Below are 15,901 nucleotides of genomic sequence, written 5' to 3'. Positions count from 1 at the left end.
CGCGCGTTGCAAAACCGTTGCACACGCAGAACTTGATCATGCGGCACACCATTCGCGTTGCGCTTAATTAGTAATACATTTTCCGGAAAAGCGGCGTCGCGTTGAATTGCCATTCCATGTCGACCGCTGGCGCCAGATCACCTTGCATTGCCTGGATCAATTCCAGAGCATCGAGCCTCTTCTGGTCGATCCAACAAATGTCCACAACCGCTTTCAGCCTGTCGAAATCCATGTTCGCCGCCTGGGCGATAGCTTTCCATGTCCGGCGTTTGAAGAATATTTGGCAAGCGGCGTCATTGAGCAAGTTGTACTCCGTTGCGTTCACCATCTGCTTTTGGAGCATCCTGGCGAGGGTGGCCTGTACATTCACCAGTGGAAGGCTTGTGGCTGGATAACCAAGCTCTGCTGGACCATAGGTCAAGGCCACATCTGCATCGTCTACCCGTTTGCAGGAAGCGAAATCCTCAAAGATCCTGCCGATGCCGACCATTCCGAAGGCCGCGCACTCTGCTGCACGCAGGGCGCCCATGCTGGCGGCTCCAAACACGCGAACCTTATTCGAAAGGGCGTATAGGAGCTCCTTATGCCACACGGGCGCTGCCATTGCGAACTGTCCGTCGATGATACCAATGGCGGTTGCTCCATCGGCTAAGGCACGCATGACGTCTCCTTGGCAGGCGGGCGGTCGAAAATCGATATCCGGGGCAGCATAATCTCGAGCGTCTGGCAGGCTCGGTCCAACAAAGATAGTTTTCATCAAAGAGCCTTGGAAAGTGCGCGGCTGCCAAACCGCCGATGCCGATCGCCATCCGGGTTTTCCAACTGAGGGGCGACCACTTTCACGACAGAGGCCGGTAGCCAATCGGGGGCTAGATCGACGGCGAATAGGTCGCAGATGCCACGTTCCTGAAGCCTGCCAAGGACGGCCTGTAACGATTGCTGGGTGGATGTCGAACCGAGAACCGGCAAATCCTTCAAGCCTCTTGTGGCAATGGAATCCATCGCCTCCAGCGTTGCGGTATCTGCGGGCTGCGAAAAAATCTCCGGAAGAAGATCATCTCTGGCGCCGGCAATGAACGTCATTCTGGATTGCACCGCTTCCGTGATTGCTCTCATGGCGGCAATTTCGGGAAGGGTCGAGGCGCCCGCACCTATGGTGATGTCCACATGGCGTATGGATCGTGGATAGCTCCGGTCTCTGGGACCGAGAAGCGCTACGACGCAAGGTATCGCCAAATCCGTCGTAATGTCGAATAGGGATATGTCGAGACCTGCAGCGGTGATCTTGTCCAGGGCTTCCCGCAGTGCCGGGGCACAAGTTGCCGCGGTGTCTATTGCCCCTTTATATCGCTTGGCAGCGGGCGTTACCTGCCACAGCGTCAAGGCATCGCGCTCTACACGCTCCAGCAAGCCATGCAGGACCGCTTCGTCACGTGTATTGCCCGAGGCAAGGCCGTCGGATGATTGCCAGTATCTGGACGATGGCACTGTGCGGTCGAGATGGATTGCCTCATAGGGAAGCCAAACAGCGTCAGCGTCGAGGAGATGGGTGCCGCGAACCCAGCTTGATTCTTCGTCTGGCGCTGGGGGCTTTGAGTGAGACAAAAGCAGGCAATCCAGCGTATCGACAGTCTGCCCCTCTTTTTCGAGCATCAACGGGCTTGTAACGCGCAAAAAGCAAGCGGGATTTGTGGCAACCGCCCGCTCAATTGCCTCCATCGCTGCCGATGTCTTGGCTGCTTCGTCATCGATACCCTTTCCTTGGGCGATCACGATGGCCTTGGCGTTGGGAGCATATGCGCACCAGACGGCGATGCCGATATCATCCAGGCCGGTCTGTCGGGCAAGCCGCGTAATGCCCAACCGCGACAGGAAAGGCGAAACCCGTGAAAAGGTTTCGCCCGCAGAGCACGCTCGATAATTGTCGAGCTGCAAGATCAGTCTTGGCCTTCGTGGATGCCGGTTGCAATAGGCGATGTCGACGAAACCGCAATCGCCAGATTAACACCCTTGGTCAGTGTTACGCCCGAAGCGCGCAGAGATGCCGCAGTCGCCAGCTCGTCGGACAGAGGAGCTTTGATAGCAGTCACGGTTCCCGCCTTCAGATCCGCCAGCCAAAGACCATTTTCGCCTTCAACTCCAAAAACAACTGCCTGTGTCATTAATACTTTCCTTTAAAAACCGGCCCTTATGAGCCCTTCGCGATACATTTCAGTCTGCCACGGTTCTTTGTGAGGAACGACCGCCAGCCAACGCTCCAAATCAAAACTTGGATTGTCTTCGAAGACCTTTGCTCGATAAACGCGAGCTTTGTCAATGTCTCCCATCATCCCACAACATGCTGCAGCCAGACGGGCGGCCAGGCGCTTGCTGGACATGCGGCCAATGTAATCCAGTGCCTGCTGATATTCCTCGAGAAAGTAACTGGCTCCTGCCGCAGTCCAGAAATAAATGTCTGGCGATATCGGGTTGAGAGAGATGGCTTGCTTGATCTTGACGATCGCACTCTTTGGGTCACTGTTATGGATGAGGCTGTCAGCATGGCTGCATAGGACATCGGCATATTGCGGGCTCAGGCTTTCAGCCTCAGCCAGCGCGGCGAGGCTTTCGTCGATTTGCCCCATGAAAAGACGGCTTACGCCGAGCTCCTTGAAGCCGCTGGCAGATCCACCATTTTGCTTGATAGCGTTGTCCGCAAAATACTCGGCTTTCTTGAGCAGATCGTCGTCTCCTCGCGCTGTCAGTATCCACTCCATGGTAAGTGTACGTGACATGCCCGCCAGCGCTTCTGGCAGGTCGTTGCCGTGGTCCAGGGCCTCTTTGAAATATTTCCTTGCGCGGCGGGTTCCGGGCAGGCTGATGCTGGAAAGGGATTGCAATCCCTTGAGATAGAGAAAATAGGCTTCAGGTCTTCGCGAGAAATCACCCACGGCGCTTTGATGCGATCCAATTCGAGACATCAGTTGGTTTTGAATGGCCTGAGCAATAGTAGTGCGGTGTGAAGCAATTGAGACAGGCGAAAGCTCGAAGCGCTCTGCCCAGATGACCTCTTCGGTTGGCGTGAAAATCAGTTGTACGAAGAGATGGGTTTCGTTTCGCCGGCTGTCGAGTGCATAAACGACATTGTGCTTCTCCAGCACGGAAGCCTTGTCTTTCGATGCCTGTATTCGCTCCGAAGTATATGGTGCCACCACCGAGACAAAACGACTGCTGCAAAGTCCAATCGTCAGGTCTTCGATCAGCGCGTTTGCGACCGATCCCTCCCGGCTCGCCTCTTTCGACGTGTGCGGCGGAAGAAGCGCGATACGGGGCTGCGTGGAATGGTTTACATCATTCCTTCCAGCGGCGGCTGGCGCAGAACTGGCGACGACTGCGGGAACCGCTTCACCGGACTTTTTTGTTCCCAGTTCGGCTGATAGCAGGTTCCTGATTTCATGATCTTGAGGGTCGGCTTCCAGCAGAAGGACCGCAGCCCGCCTGAGGTCGGCATTGGCCTGTGGCCTTAAAACGGGGTCTACCGCCAACGCCAGGAATTGCCCTCGAAGACCACTTAGAAGTCGAAGGCGAACATCTCTGGCCCAGGTATCCAGAGCAGTCTTTCCGCCCCCGAGTGAGGGAAGAAATTGCATGGCGACCGCACTGCAGGCCGCTTGAAAACGTTCCAGTGGCGACGCAAGACCGTTGAACTCGAGATCGCAATGCAGAACCTCCCTGTTCAACGAGAGGCTCATGGCTTCAACCGAGATGATAGGCGCCGCAATCTCTTGAGTCGCCTGCGCGAAACGACGCAGAGTCGAGCGCAGATTCGTGGCCGCAGCGTCACGGTTTCCCGGCCACAGGAGCTTGGCGATATCGCGTCGTGCGACCGGTTTTCCCACATCGTACAGATACGCGCAAATCAGCAAGGACTGGGAAGGAACGTTTATAACGTTGCCGTTTTCGTCCTCGAGATTGCATCTACCCAGTGTTGCCAGTCGCAGTGGCATGTCGATCAGTGCGCGCTAGAGGCGGAGGCTTCGGCGTCCTTCTGCGTCTCGACGGCGCTGCTGTTGCCGAGCGATTGAACGAGCTCAAGCACGCGGCGTCGTACACGGGCGTCTTCGATGGCCGAAAATGCCCTTGCAAGCAACACACCCTCTTTCGAGTTCATGAATTGCGACAGGACGCTCGGAGCAGCGAGCGCTCTGTCTTCGGAGGCTTCTGGACCTCCTTCGAAGAAGTAGGAGATATGAACGTCCAGCAACTCGGAGATGTGCTGGAGACGGCTGGCGCCGACCCTGTTCGTGCCTTTTTCGTATTTCTGGACCTGCTGGAAAGTGATTCCCAGCCCGTCTCCGAGCTTTTCCTGGCTCAAGCCAAGCATGACGCGACGCATACGAATGCGCGACCCTACATGTATGTCGGTCGAATTGGGTGATTTCTTCATGATGCGGATGCCCCCTGGGACGTGAACTCTACGTATGATTGCCAGAAATTTTCTTGATCGCAACTGGTCGACAAAGAAAATACAGATAAATTCGAGATGTAGCTTAATATTGGGCAGAAGCTGCCAACTCGTTCATTTCAACTTTACAAGTTAAATGTCCGACTCTGCAGATAGACTTTACCGTCGCGCCTGACGCTGAATAGCTGCAGGCGGGATTGGTTGCAGTATGTTCATCAAGGCGCCGTATGGCAGCAGCAGCACAAAACCCACGAATACCTTGACCGACAGGTCACCCAGTGCCCAGGACACCCAACGCGGCGCTTCGCTGGTGAAAATGCCGAAAATTGGCGCATGTTCGATAGCGAATGGATCATTGGCGCCAAGAACGCTGAAAGATGCTGCGAAGGCCAAGGAGAAGAAAAGGGCGGTATCGACGACCGAGCCGAGCATCGATCCCGCCAACGGGGCCTGCCACCAGGTTTGACGACGCAGCCGATTGAAAACGAAGATATCCAGCAGCTGGCCGATCAGATAAGCCGTTCCCGAGGCAATCGCGATCCTTGGAATGGACGTCCAGAAGGAAAGCGTCACACCAACGACGAAGCCTGCCAGAACAACCCTTCGGGCGACGGCCGGACCGAATTGCCGGTTGGTCAGATCTGTGATGAGGAACGCGACGGGATAGGTGAATGCACCCCATGTCAGAAGATCGCCAAGATTGATGCCGAACAATGTGCCAGCGAGTGGATGCTGAACGAGAATGTTCGATGCGACGACGATGAGGGTCATCAGGCCAATATAGGCCAGTGTAGAGCGGAGGTAGGGCATTTTTTTATCCTGGGTGATGCCACCAGTTAGAGCCAAAAACAAGCGAAAGGCTTGAGCGGCAATTGCCAGTCAAGCCTTTCGAAAGTGCATGTTGTTGTAGCAGCGATTAAGCGGCTTCAACAGTCTTCTTTGCGATCTGACGACGCAGCAGACGTGCGCGCATCGAGAGATCATTCTCGCTGGACTTCAGTAGGAACGCGTCGAGACCGCCGCGATGCTCAACGGAGCGCAGAGCAGCTGCAGAAACGCGCAGACGGAAGCGCTGGCCGAGGGAATCAGAAATCAACGTTACCTGGCACAGGTTCGGGAGGAACCGGCGCTTGGTTCTGTTGTTGGCGTGGCTGACGTTATTGCCCGTCTGGACGCCCTTGCCGGTCAATTCGCATACACGGGACATGGGTACACCTATTTGTTATCGTCTGTTTCACCAGTGGCCCGCTACCCGGCAAAATCCGGTGAGCAATCCAACTGGCAATGATTGGAAAGTTGCGGTTCTATAGTCAGACAGGAACTTGCAGTCAAGCCGCCCGCTCTTTTTTGTGAGCGATTTCGCCGGTTTTCCACGTTACTCCGCTTTTTTATTGCCATAACTCGGCGTATATCATCGCGGCAGTGGACGGCATTTCCTGTCCGTCGAGGTGTTAACGCAATGAACGTCATAGCACAAAGGTTTTTCGCAGGTATCGCTCTTACGCTGGGAAGTCTTTCCCCGGCCTTTGCAGCAGAATCGCAGCACGATAGTGAATACAGCATCAATCTGGGCCTTCTGCCCATCGCGAGGGCTAATTTCTCGACTCGCATGGAAGGCTCGACCTACTCGATATCGGGTTCTTTCAGCTCGGCGGGAATAGCCAGCGTGCTGAAGGACATCTCAGGCAAGACGATTGTGTCCGGCGCCAAGCGTGGCAATCGTCTGCAGGCGAACGAGTATTCACTCGTCTACAAGGACGGCAAGAAGACGCGGACCTATGATGTGCAGTATCGAAACGGCAACGTCACGTCCACGACCGTAAAGCCTGAGCCGAAGTCGCGCCCGGACAATTGGGTGGATGTGAAGGATCGGGACCTGCGTTCGGTCCTTGACCCCATCTCTGGCCTGATCTTCCCGGTAGGCGGTCGTATCTGCCCCAGTCGGCTGCCAATCTATGACGGCGAGTCGCGGCTGGATCTGGTCTTGAGCTCAGGCGGTACCAAACCCTTCGCCACCAACGGATTTACTGGCGATGCGATTGTGTGCAACGCGCGCTACGTGCCCAAATCCGGCTTCCGCAAAGGACGCAAGGACATCGAGTATCTGAAATCCATTTCCATGGAAATCTGGTTCGCCAAGGCCAATAACATGGATGTGTATGCGCCGGTCTATGCGCGCATTCCGACCAAGGTGGGCCAGGTCTACATCACGGCAACCAAATATGGTGGCTAGCGTCGTCAGCCCGGTGACCAGCCGGGCGGAGCCATGACGAAACTTTCGAAGACAAAGCCCGGAGCCACGGTGCAGCCCACCAGCGTAAAGTCACCGAGGCTCTCTGCAGCTTGCCAGTGATTGGCTGGGACAACCGCCTGCGGTCTTTGGCCATCGAGAAGGAAAGGACCGAGCTTAATTGTCTCAACGCCCTTTCCATCCGCGCTCAGGTGAAGCGCCAGCGGTGCGCCCGCATAATAGTGCCACGCTTCCGCCGCATCGATCACACGGTGCCAGTGCGACCGCTCACCCTTTTTCAGCAGATAGTAGATTGCGGTCGAATGGCCGCGGCCATCTTCCGGCCCGTCACGAAAGGTCTGACGATAGTAGCCGCCTTCAGGGTGCGGCTCCAGTTGCAATTCGGCGATGATGGCATCGGCGGATAGGTCTGCATATTGCATCAAAACTGATCCTTGCGGGCTCTGATTTCCGCAAAGACCTCAGCATCCGAGGCATCGGGGAGACCCAATTGCTTGCGGATATTGGCATCGGCAACGCGCATGTAGGGATTTGTCTGCTTTTCGAGCCCGATGGTGGTGGGTATCGTGAACTCGCCCTTGCTTCTCATATCCTCAACCGCACGCGCACGTTCAGTCAATGCGGAATTCTCAGGATCAACGGTAACCGCGAAGCGGGCATTGGCGAGCGTATATTCGTGCCCGAAATAGACTCTGGTTTCGTCAGGCAAGGCCATCAGCTTCTGAAATGAGTGCCACATGTCAGCTGCTGGGCGCTCAAAAAGACGGCCGCAGCCCATGGCGAACAGGGTGTCGGCAGCAAAAAGCAATGCGTCATCGGGAAAATAGTAACAAATATGTCCGGCAGTGTGGCCGGGCGTTGCTATGACCTGAACACGCCGCCCGGCCAGTTGAAACTCATCGCCGTCCATTGCGGATTTGTCCAATCCGGGAATGGCAATGGCCTCGTCGTGGGGGCCGTGAATTTCGCAGCCGTATTTTTCCTTCAAGGCGAGATTGGCTTCAACATGGTCCATGTGGTGATGCGTGGTAAGGATATGGGTAAGCTTCCACCCACGGCGCTCGAGCGCAGCGATGATGGGGGCCTCCTCCGGAGCGTCGATAGAAACGGTGATCCCTGTCTCGCCGTCGTGTAGCAGGACGCCGAAGTTGTCACTGCGACAAGAAAATACCTCTATTTCCAACGGTTTCATATTCCTCTCCATCTTGGACTTCCAAACCAAAGGCGCCTCTTATGTAAACCCACCCGCCTTGAAGTCCAACGGGGGACTGCTACATTCTGCTGATGAACACCGATATTGTCGATCTGCGCGAATTCTACCATTCTCCGCTTGGCCGCTCTGCCGAGCAGGCGATCACAATGGCGCTTTCAACGCTCTGGCCTTCCTTGCCCGATGAGCGTCTGGTCGGCATCGGTTATGCCGTGCCATTTCTCGACCGGTTTCGTCACGATACGGAAAGAACCTTCGCCTTCATGCCAGCGGGGCAGGGGGCGGTTAACTGGCCGGCGGGGGAACGCTCCGCCACAGCCCTCGTGTTTGATGAGGAATTACCTCTCCCGGATTCCTCCATAGATCGCATACTGATGGTTCACTCTCTCGAATTTGCAGAAAATCCTCGGGAGACACTCAAGGAATTGTGGCGTGTGCTTGCGCCAGGTGGACGTCTGGTCATCGTGGTGCCGAACAGACGTGGCGTGTGGGCCAGAATGGAGCACACGCCCTTCGGATCAGGGCGGCCATACTCGCGCGGCCAGTTGACGACCCTTCTCAGGGAAACAAATTTTACGCCGGGCGCTTCTGCGGAAGCCCTTTTCTTCCCGCCATCGAAGGTTCGATCGGTGTTGAAGTTCCGACGCTATCTGGAAAGCACCGGCAGAAGACTTTGGCCCGTCTTTTCGGGCGTTATCATCGTTGAGGCGCAAAAGCGTTTGTATCAGGGCCTGCCTGTCACTCAACGGGCATCACGACGGGTGTTCGTGCCGGTTCTTGCGCCGCACGGAGTGCCCACGACCCGGACATCAAGCGAACCGCTAAAGCCGCGCTGACACTCGACAAATCTTGCGTTCCGGTCTAATGCCCCAGGCATTATTTTGCTGGGTCCTCCGGCGTTTTTCAGAAGGTGATGAAATGAGTGCAGAGCCGAACCAACCTGTTCCACGTCCGGGCATTCTGGATATCGCTGCTTATGTTCCCGGCAAGGAACATGCAGAGGGGGTAGCGAAGGTTTACAAGCTCTCCTCCAATGAAACACCGCTTGGCCCAAGCCCGAAAGCCATCGAAGCCTTCAAAGCCGCAGCGTCAAATCTGGAAATCTACCCGGACGGTCAGGCTATGGCCTTGCGCCACGCCATTGCCGATGTCCATGGCTTGAATGTCGCCAATATCATGTGTGGCAATGGCTCTGACGAGCTGCTGGGCCTTTTGTGCCATGTTTACCTGGGCGCTGGTGATGAGGCGATCATTACCGAACATGGCTTTCTGGTCTACAGGATCCAGATCATGGGCGCGGGCGCCCAGCCTGTCACCGTCAAAGAGAAGGATTGTGCCGTCGATGTCGATGCCATCCTCGCGGCGGTAACAAGCAAGACGAAAATGGTATTCATTGCCAATCCTGGCAATCCAACGGGTAGCTATGTACCCGTTGCAGAAATACGCCGTCTGCAGGCTGGCCTGCCCAAGCATGTCATCCTTGTGCTGGATGCTGCCTATGCGGAATATGTCCGCAAGAACGACTATGAGGCTGGCCTCGAGCTCGTCTCAGGCAACGCCAATGTCGTCATGACGAGAACCTTTTCAAAAGTTTATGGGCTTGCTGCGCTGCGTGTTGGCTGGATGTACGGCCCTGCGGCCATTATCGATGCTCTGAACCGAGTGCGCGGTCCTTTCAACATGAATGCGCCCGCCATTGCTGCCGGTGCGGCCGCGATTCGCGATCAGGCATTCATGCAGAACGCGGTGGCGCATAACCTTGAATGGCTGGAGAAGCTCACAGAGGCATTCACGGCGCTCGGCCTCGTTGTGACACCATCGGTGACCAATTTCCTTCTCATTCATTTCCCCGATGTCGACGGCAAGCGAGCCGCAGATGCGGATGAGTTTCTGACCCGCCGGGGTTACATTCTGCGCGCTGTACGCGGATACGGTTTTGCGAATGCATTGCGCATGACGGTGGGCTCGCAGGAAGCCAACCTTGGCGTTATCGCCGCTCTGAAAGACTTTATGGAGCAAGCTTGATGGGCAGCGTATTGTTTGACCGTATTGCGCTCATCGGCATTGGCCTGATCGGCTCTTCCATCGCGCGTGACATAAAGGACGCCGGTCTGGCGCGTGACGTCGTTATTTCGACGCGCAGTCCCGAAACGTTGAAGCGGGCCGAGGAGCTGGAGCTTGGAACAGCCTACACCATATCGGCTGCGGAGGCGGTAAGGGACGCAGATCTCGTCATCATTTCGGTGCCTGTCGGCGCTTCCGGCAGCGTTGCGGAGCAGATAGCTCCCAATCTAAAACCCGGCGCGATCGTGACCGATGTTGGCTCCACGAAAGCCTCGGTTATTGCGCAGATGGCACCTCATATGCCTGATAGCGTTCATTTCATCCCGGGGCACCCCCTGGCAGGTACGGAAAAGTCCGGCCCCGACGCTGGCTTTTCAGGGTTGTTTCGTGATCGCTGGTGCATCTTCACGCCCTTGGCCGACACTGATCCAGACGCCCTTGCGAGATTGAAGGCGTTCTGGGAGCAGCTCGGCTCACGAATCGATGAAATGGACGCCGAGCATCATGACAAGGTTCTGGCGATCGTTTCACATCTTCCGCATATCATCGCCTACAACATAGTCGGTACGGCTGACGATCTTGGTACGGTGACCGAATCGGAAGTCATCAAATATTCCGCATCCGGCTTTCGAGATTTTACCCGTCTGGCTGCGTCCGACCCAACCATGTGGCGGGACGTATGTTTGCACAACAAGGATGCCATTCTTGAAATGCTGGCCAGGTTTTCCGAGGACCTTGCCTATCTGCAACGGGCGATACGGTGGGGAGAGGGCGACAAGCTGTTCGAGCTCTTCACACGCACGCGTGCCATCCGTCGTTCAATCGTGGAAGCCGGGCAGGATGTGGATGCACCTGACTTTGGCCGTCACACGCTGGATGCCAAGAAATAGGCTCTCTGATCTTTTCGGTGGCGCGTCGGCAACGGTGCGCCACCGCTCGCTCGTAGCCCTCAGATCGGGGGAATTTTCCCGAGCGGTATGAAGCCGCTGACCGTTGCCCGGCCACGGTCGACAACCAGATCGACAGACGCTCTGTCTCCTCCGCCAGCAAGGGCACGAAGCAGTTTACGGGCGGTGTCTATGGTCGATTGGAGTTGCGGCAGCGCCTGCTTGGCATTGTCTGCCCAATCGCCCAGTTTTTCGATTTCCAGCTTGAACTGACCTGACAGGTAGCCCTGCTCGTCAAAGGAGAACGGACCCGTCAGCCGCATGGTACGTCCGTCGCCGATATCCAGCATCAAGCGGCGCAACTCTCCGCTGGCGCCGTAGAGGCCGGAACGATCGCTGCCATCGATCATGCCTGCCTTGCCTGCAAGCGTCAGATCGGCAATGGCATTCAGCCTTGGCAAGAGTTGCGGCCAATCCTTGATGACGGTGGAGGCATCCGTCAGGGTGACTGCGCCATCAAGATCGGCACCGTTCTGGCGCAGGTGAACTTCCGTTTTCGCAGCATCGAAATTGATCGTCTGGGCCGTGACGGCGGAAACCGCCGAAGCTTTCAGCCCGTCAATCACGAGCGATGTCCGGTCGATGCCTTTCAGCTTGGTGACAAGGCTGGATTGCAGGTTCGCCCATTGCGCGGACACGCTGAGGCCATGGCCGGTCTGTATTGTCGCTGGCGAGTCCAGTTCCCAGACGATGTGGCCTGGAGCATAGATCTGTGCGGCAGACCGCAACGCACCGAAGGATGCCGACATGTCGTTGGCGGTATTCTTGACATCCACCTTGGAGCAGAAAAGACCGATACGGAACGGGTAGCCCCTGAAGGCAATGTCCGAGCACTCGCCCGTCACGCCTGCCGCGCCACCGGGGGCAAGAGTCCGTATGACGGTTTCCTGCAGGCGCTGCGCCGCATAAAACCAGCCTGCCGTGTAGATGGCGGCGACCGCAATGATCCCGACACCGAGAAAAAGGAATTTTCTGCTGGTTCGGGATTGGCTTGACGCTGCCATGATGATCTCCAATGGTAGACACAGGTGATTTGGTGTGGCTTGCGATATGGACGATTTTTGGGTCTTTGGCTATGGCTCGTTGATGTGGAACCCCGGCTTCCCGTTTGAGGAGCGCCAGCAGGCGCGTCTTTACGGATACCGGCGGTCTTTATGCATACGGTCTAATCTCTACCGTGGTACGGAAGAAAATCCCGGTCTGGTGCTGGGGCTGGAGCGTGGTGGCTCTTGCCTGGGGGTTGCCTTCCGGGTTGCGCAGGAAAACCGTGCGCCAGTGCTTGATTATCTGCGGGAACGCGAATTGGTCAGCAATGTCTACAAAGAGCGCGTGCTCTCCGTAGGACTGGCCGACGGAAGACGACAGATGGCGCTGACTTACGTCGCGGACCGTCAACACCCTCAATATATTGGCGATCTCGCCCTTGAAGAGGCGGCCATGATCGTCAGCAATGCGTCGGGGCGTTCGGGGCCTAATGTCGATTATGTCTTCAACACCGTCGCGCATTTGCAGGACATGGGAATTCGCGACGCGCTGCTGGAGCGTGTGGCCTCCAATGTCAGGAAACAGGCGGGCTAAGCGTTCAGGCTGATTGGTTTTGCCGGAGTTCCGCCAGTCGCTTGGCAGCCGATGGGGGCATCGGAAGGTCAGGGTTATCGCGGGCGGTGTCAAGAAGAAGCTCGTCACTCGCTTTTTCGGTGACTGCAATCAACTGCTTGAAAAACACATCCGGGTCTAATCCTGGCTCTATCGGAGGAAGGATGCGAACCGTGAAATGGCCAGGATAGCGCATCGTCGTGTGACGCGGCCAGAAAAGTCCGGGGTGCATCGCAACCGGCACGACAGGTACCTTCAGGTCGCGGTACAGCCTTGCAATGCCATAACGATATTCAGGTTCGGCACCGGGCGGTCGGCGCGTCCCTTCCGGGTAGATGATCAGTTCCCGTCCCTTTGCCATTTCTTCGCGAGCGCGATCCATGACCTTCAGCATGACCTTTCCGCGTGCGGCACGGTTGACGGGGATCATACGCTGCTTTGCGACATACCAGCCAAACAGCGGTATCCACATTAACTCCCGCTTCAATATGTAGACCGGGTCCTTGAGGTTGGGAAGGAGCGCATAGGTATCCCAGAATGATTGGTGCTTGGGTGCGAAAATGCAGCCAGTTTCCGGAATGTTTTCCAGACCTTCTATGGTGAAAGTCGTGCCGACGATCTTTTCCATCAGCCAGTGATTGGATCGAGCCCAGGCCTTTGGAATCTCAAACGCCAGCTTACGCGGCACCAGGAAATAGATTGGCGTCAGCACAATCATCCTGACGATGAGATTGAGATAGAAGAGCGTGTTGAAAAGAATGGAACGCAGTCTGAGCATAGAAAAGGCTTCCCCCGGCGCATCCGTTTCAGCGGAAGAAAGCGAAATCCGATGTCGTGCGCAGGGCTGAACGCCTACACGAAAACAGGGTATCTCAGCAAGACCAATCCAGCGTGCGATGTGCTATAGTCAGTTGGACTGAGGCCCGCTTCTCAGGCCATTGCCCTTGCCCAAGCCGGTCAGATCCCGGGTGGCCGCGGCTACGAACTTGATGTACTCGGAAATCATCGTCCGCACGACGTCCGGATTCGCAAACCAGTTGGTGCGGGCGAGATCCGAATTGATCACGGGGTAGGCGATGAATTGCGTTTCCGGGCTGGAACTGCGCAACTCGTGCAGGCTTCGGTGCATGTGGTAGTTGTTGGTGACGACAACGACAGAAGCGTAGCCCCTGTCCTTTATCCACTTAGCGGCCTCGCTGGCATTCCCGATCGTGTCCACGGCCTGATAGCCCATGTCCACACAGCAGGCGAAAAGATCGGCCGAGCTCTGCGTCATCTTGCGAATCTGGGCACGCGTCGTCGATGGATTGACCCCTGAAATCAGCAAGCGCTTGCCGACACCGTCGCGCAGCAATCCGACAGCCTGATCGATCCGAAGATAGCCGCCCGTCAGCACGATAATACCATCTGCCTTGGTTGCTGAAGGGGGACGCATAGAGGCAACCGAGTCTGCAAACCAGAGAAAACCTCCGAACACAGCGCCCGCAATCACCATGCAGATCAGGATCGTCGCCCTGACGAACCGACGCAAACGCCCCTTGCGCGAAAACCAGCGGTTTCGCGGCGTCGGAGTCAAATCGTCATCCGGGTCTGTACGACTCATTGCCATGAGTTATCCGTAAGCTTGGATCAAGGCAAGAAACAGGTAGCTTCTTTCCGCTGGCGGTATCTGCCGTCATCAGACACCCTCACTCTTTGACGGGTCGGAGCGTACGCGATCAATATCGTCAATCGTCCGGATCACTGTCATTCGAGCCGTGACCGTCGTCAGCAAAGCAATGATCAGCATGGTGGCGAAAATGCCGATATAGCCCTCCAGACCAACAGAGAAGGTGCCAAAAAGAGCGCTAGCCTGATCGCTCTGCGGTGTTGCCAGTGAACGGGACTGCCAGAAACCCGCAGCAAGAAACACAAGGGCAGCCAGCGCACTCCCGGCTCCGGAACCTTTGAGGCTGATTTTCAAGAAGTGTTTTTGAAACTCCCGTGCCACAAAACTGCTCTCGGCACCGACGAAATGCAGGACTTCCACGATATGACGATTGCCGGACAGGGCACCGCGTGTCGCAAAAATCACGGTAAGCACCATGGCGCTGAAGACCAGTATCAAGACGCCAAGGCCGATCATGACAGTCGTATGGGCCATCGAGACGAGGCGGTCCACCCAGGTGCGGTGGTCATCCAGGAATGCCTGCGGAATTTCCGTTTTCAGCATGGCACGCATCGCTTCGAAGTCAGGTGGATTGTTTTCGTCGATCGTGATGATGACGAGCCTGGGCACCGGGAGTTCCGACAGATCGAGGCCTGCGCCGAGCCACGGCTCAAGCAGACGGCTCGTGGCGGCGTCATCCATGATCGTTCCCTCGCGCGTGCCCACGAAAGAAAGCGCAAGATTGCGTGCCTTGTTGAGTGCGGCATTCATGTCGAGGCCGTCTTCCGGCTTGATCTGAATGGTGATCTCGCGCGAAATCTGGCTCTGCCAACTGGAGGCCGTGGCACGCACCATGCTCACGGCACCCAGCGTCAGGCAGGCAAGAAATGCCATGATCGCGATAACGACGATCAGCGCATTTCCCTGAATGTTGGAAGGCGGCAAGATGGGCGCCATTGGCCGAATGCGCATCTGCGGCATCTTCGGCGCGGCCATTTGCGAGGGCTTGAGGGCTTTACGGCTCATCTCATTCATAAACGTCGAGCCGCCCTTCCGTCAAAATCATCCGTCGTGCGTCAACCTGATCCATCAGGCCGAAGTCATGGGTGGCGATGACCACTGCAGTGCCAAGGCGGTTCAACTCAAGAAACAGGTTCAGCAACCGCTTTGCCATCGGAGGGTCGACGTTACCCGTCGGCTCGTCCGCGAGAAGAATTTCCGGCTGATCCATCAGAGCTCTGGCAATCGCCGCGCGCTGTTTTTCACCACCGGAGAGAATGGGCGGCAGCACGTTGATTCGCTCACCAAGGCCGACCCATTTCAAAAGCTCGATGACATCGTTGCGATAGGCGCTCTCTTCCTTGCCGCGTACACGAAGCGGAAGCGCCACATTTTCATAGGTTGTGAGATGATCGAGAAGCCGAAAATCCTGAAACACGATGCCGACGCGGCGGCGCAGCAGCGGCAATTCGCTGCGGGGAATGCGGGAGACATCGCGGCTGAACATGCGGATATGCCCGCGTGTGGGCTGCAGCGACATCAGCAGCAGGCGCAGAAGCGTCGTCTTGCCAGCACCCGATGGTCCTGTGAGGAACTGAAACGAACCCTTTGGGATATCGAACGTCATATCCCGCAGAATCTCCGGACCCATTCCGTACCGCAAGCCCACATTTTCGAAATGGATCAACGAATTTCCAGTCTTTTGCTTTCGTGGCGATTTGTCTGCATCGTCGCTATGGCC

General features: G+C 56.5%; 19 protein-coding genes. 5 read left to right on the top strand and 14 right to left on the bottom strand.

Annotation, left to right across the window (positions count from 1 at the left end):
- Positions 1–67: 67 nt before the first annotated feature.
- The 7 genes from QRN85_RS23710 to rpmB all read right to left on the bottom strand — a co-directional run bounded on the left by QRN85_RS23710 (position 68) and on the right by rpmB (position 5,651).
- Entirely contained in the window at positions 68–757 is a 690-nt protein-coding gene (locus QRN85_RS23710) for a TfuA-like protein (RefSeq protein WP_113094079.1), read from the bottom strand.
- Positions 757–1,935 (bottom strand): YcaO-like family protein, encoded by a 1,179-nt coding sequence (locus QRN85_RS23705; RefSeq protein ID WP_113094078.1) that lies wholly within the window; start codon positions 1,933–1,935, stop codon positions 757–759. Before QRN85_RS23705 ends, QRN85_RS23710 begins: the two co-directional genes overlap by 1 nt.
- A gap of 2 nt (positions 1,936–1,937) precedes the next feature.
- Entirely contained in the window at positions 1,938–2,162 is a 225-nt protein-coding gene (locus tag QRN85_RS23700) for a hypothetical protein (RefSeq protein ID WP_062588686.1), read from the bottom strand.
- Between the two features lie 12 nt (positions 2,163–2,174).
- Positions 2,175–3,140: a tetratricopeptide repeat protein gene (locus tag QRN85_RS23695; protein WP_284760392.1), complete on the bottom strand. Its 966-nt coding sequence runs from the start codon at positions 3,138–3,140 to the stop codon at positions 2,175–2,177.
- An 851-nt stretch (positions 3,141–3,991) separates the two neighbouring features.
- On the bottom strand, positions 3,992–4,426 hold the full coding sequence (locus QRN85_RS23690; RefSeq protein ID WP_062588690.1) for a helix-turn-helix domain-containing protein: 435 nt from the start codon (positions 4,424–4,426) through the stop codon (positions 3,992–3,994).
- Positions 4,427–4,603: 177 nt separating this feature from the next.
- The gene (locus tag QRN85_RS23685; protein ID WP_113094076.1) at positions 4,604–5,254 is read right to left on the bottom strand and encodes a queuosine precursor transporter; all 651 of its coding nucleotides are present in this window, start codon (positions 5,252–5,254) and stop codon (positions 4,604–4,606) included.
- A 106-nt stretch (positions 5,255–5,360) separates the two neighbouring features.
- Complete coding sequence (gene rpmB / locus QRN85_RS23680) at positions 5,361–5,651, bottom strand: 50S ribosomal protein L28 (RefSeq protein ID WP_062588694.1); 291 nt, start codon at positions 5,649–5,651, stop codon at positions 5,361–5,363.
- Positions 5,652–5,903: 252 nt separating this feature from the next.
- Here rpmB and QRN85_RS23675 point away from each other — a divergent pair, with 252 nt between their 5' ends.
- Entirely contained in the window at positions 5,904–6,677 is a 774-nt protein-coding gene (locus QRN85_RS23675) for a DUF3108 domain-containing protein (protein ID WP_062588696.1), read from the top strand.
- 5 nt (positions 6,678–6,682) lie between these two features.
- Here the strand turns inward: QRN85_RS23675 and QRN85_RS23670 are convergent, their stop codons facing one another.
- Positions 6,683–7,117, bottom strand: coding sequence for a cupin domain-containing protein (locus tag QRN85_RS23670; RefSeq protein ID WP_062588701.1), 435 nt, complete (start codon positions 7,115–7,117; stop codon positions 6,683–6,685).
- Positions 7,117–7,887, bottom strand: a complete 771-nt coding sequence (gene gloB, locus QRN85_RS23665; RefSeq protein ID WP_062588703.1) for a hydroxyacylglutathione hydrolase — start codon at positions 7,885–7,887, stop codon at positions 7,117–7,119. The genes QRN85_RS23670 and gloB overlap by 1 nt, the downstream gene beginning before the upstream one ends.
- A 92-nt stretch (positions 7,888–7,979) precedes the next feature.
- On the opposite strand from gloB, the gene QRN85_RS23660 reads away from it, so the two are divergent.
- The 3 genes from QRN85_RS23660 (at position 7,980) to QRN85_RS23650 (ending at position 10,859) form a co-directional block, all read left to right on the top strand.
- Positions 7,980–8,741, top strand: coding sequence for a class I SAM-dependent methyltransferase (locus QRN85_RS23660; protein ID WP_113094075.1), 762 nt, complete (start codon positions 7,980–7,982; stop codon positions 8,739–8,741).
- Between the two features lie 82 nt (positions 8,742–8,823).
- Positions 8,824–9,930 (top strand): histidinol-phosphate transaminase, encoded by a 1,107-nt coding sequence (gene hisC, locus QRN85_RS23655; protein ID WP_113094074.1) that lies wholly within the window; start codon positions 8,824–8,826, stop codon positions 9,928–9,930.
- Positions 9,930–10,859 carry a prephenate/arogenate dehydrogenase family protein gene (locus QRN85_RS23650; protein ID WP_112963030.1) on the top strand — a complete coding sequence of 310 codons (930 nt, stop codon included), beginning with the start codon at positions 9,930–9,932 and terminating at the stop codon, positions 10,857–10,859. The genes hisC and QRN85_RS23650 overlap by 1 nt, the downstream gene beginning before the upstream one ends.
- A 59-nt stretch (positions 10,860–10,918) precedes the next feature.
- Here the strand turns inward: QRN85_RS23650 and QRN85_RS23645 are convergent, their stop codons facing one another.
- The gene (locus QRN85_RS23645) at positions 10,919–11,920 is read right to left on the bottom strand and encodes a DUF2125 domain-containing protein (RefSeq protein ID WP_113094073.1); all 1,002 of its coding nucleotides are present in this window, start codon (positions 11,918–11,920) and stop codon (positions 10,919–10,921) included.
- A 46-nt stretch (positions 11,921–11,966) separates the two neighbouring features.
- Between QRN85_RS23645 and QRN85_RS23640 the strand changes: the two genes are divergently transcribed.
- Positions 11,967–12,494: a gamma-glutamylcyclotransferase gene (locus QRN85_RS23640; protein ID WP_113094072.1), complete on the top strand. Its 528-nt coding sequence runs from the start codon at positions 11,967–11,969 to the stop codon at positions 12,492–12,494.
- Between the two features lie 4 nt (positions 12,495–12,498).
- On the opposite strand, the gene QRN85_RS23635 is transcribed toward QRN85_RS23640, so the two are convergent.
- The 4 genes from QRN85_RS23635 to ftsE form a co-directional block, all read right to left on the bottom strand.
- The gene (locus tag QRN85_RS23635) at positions 12,499–13,290 is read right to left on the bottom strand and encodes a lysophospholipid acyltransferase family protein (protein ID WP_113094071.1); all 792 of its coding nucleotides are present in this window, start codon (positions 13,288–13,290) and stop codon (positions 12,499–12,501) included.
- Between the two features lie 129 nt (positions 13,291–13,419).
- Positions 13,420–14,115: a YdcF family protein gene (locus QRN85_RS23630; protein ID WP_112963133.1), complete on the bottom strand. Its 696-nt coding sequence runs from the start codon at positions 14,113–14,115 to the stop codon at positions 13,420–13,422.
- A 75-nt stretch (positions 14,116–14,190) separates the two neighbouring features.
- Positions 14,191–15,195, bottom strand: a complete 1,005-nt coding sequence (locus QRN85_RS23625; RefSeq protein WP_113094070.1) for a cell division protein FtsX — start codon at positions 15,193–15,195, stop codon at positions 14,191–14,193.
- Positions 15,188–15,847 carry a cell division ATP-binding protein FtsE gene (gene ftsE, locus QRN85_RS23620; protein ID WP_062588719.1) on the bottom strand — a complete coding sequence of 220 codons (660 nt, stop codon included), beginning with the start codon at positions 15,845–15,847 and terminating at the stop codon, positions 15,188–15,190. Before ftsE ends, QRN85_RS23625 begins: the two co-directional genes overlap by 8 nt.
- Positions 15,848–15,901: the final 54 nt, after the last annotated feature.

It is taken from the genome of Agrobacterium sp. fls2-241-TYG-188a (assembly GCF_030209845.1).
Note: the sequence above shows the minus strand (reverse complement) of the source record. Positions and strands in the feature narration are given on the sequence as shown.

Coding starts and splice junctions, on each gene's coding strand:
- hisC (WP_113094074.1), top strand. CDS start 8,824: ATGAGTGCAGAGCCGAACCAACCTGTTCCACGTCCGGGCATTCTGGAT.
- QRN85_RS23685 (WP_113094076.1), bottom strand. CDS start 5,254: ATGCCCTACCTCCGCTCTACACTGGCCTATATTGGCCTGATGACCCTC.
- QRN85_RS23690 (WP_062588690.1), bottom strand. CDS start 4,426: ATGAAGAAATCACCCAATTCGACCGACATACATGTAGGGTCGCGCATT.
- QRN85_RS23660 (WP_113094075.1), top strand. CDS start 7,980: ATGAACACCGATATTGTCGATCTGCGCGAATTCTACCATTCTCCGCTT.
- QRN85_RS23700 (WP_062588686.1), bottom strand. CDS start 2,162: ATGACACAGGCAGTTGTTTTTGGAGTTGAAGGCGAAAATGGTCTTTGG.
- QRN85_RS23650 (WP_112963030.1), top strand. CDS start 9,930: ATGGGCAGCGTATTGTTTGACCGTATTGCGCTCATCGGCATTGGCCTG.
- QRN85_RS23640 (WP_113094072.1), top strand. CDS start 11,967: ATGGACGATTTTTGGGTCTTTGGCTATGGCTCGTTGATGTGGAACCCC.
- QRN85_RS23710 (WP_113094079.1), bottom strand. CDS start 757: ATGAAAACTATCTTTGTTGGACCGAGCCTGCCAGACGCTCGAGATTAT.
- QRN85_RS23625 (WP_113094070.1), bottom strand. CDS start 15,195: ATGAATGAGATGAGCCGTAAAGCCCTCAAGCCCTCGCAAATGGCCGCG.
- rpmB (WP_062588694.1), bottom strand. CDS start 5,651: ATGTCCCGTGTATGCGAATTGACCGGCAAGGGCGTCCAGACGGGCAAT.
- QRN85_RS23670 (WP_062588701.1), bottom strand. CDS start 7,117: ATGCAATATGCAGACCTATCCGCCGATGCCATCATCGCCGAATTGCAA.
- QRN85_RS23630 (WP_112963133.1), bottom strand. CDS start 14,115: ATGAGTCGTACAGACCCGGATGACGATTTGACTCCGACGCCGCGAAAC.
- QRN85_RS23675 (WP_062588696.1), top strand. CDS start 5,904: ATGAACGTCATAGCACAAAGGTTTTTCGCAGGTATCGCTCTTACGCTG.
- gloB (WP_062588703.1), bottom strand. CDS start 7,887: ATGAAACCGTTGGAAATAGAGGTATTTTCTTGTCGCAGTGACAACTTC.
- QRN85_RS23635 (WP_113094071.1), bottom strand. CDS start 13,290: ATGCTCAGACTGCGTTCCATTCTTTTCAACACGCTCTTCTATCTCAAT.
- QRN85_RS23645 (WP_113094073.1), bottom strand. CDS start 11,920: ATGGCAGCGTCAAGCCAATCCCGAACCAGCAGAAAATTCCTTTTTCTC.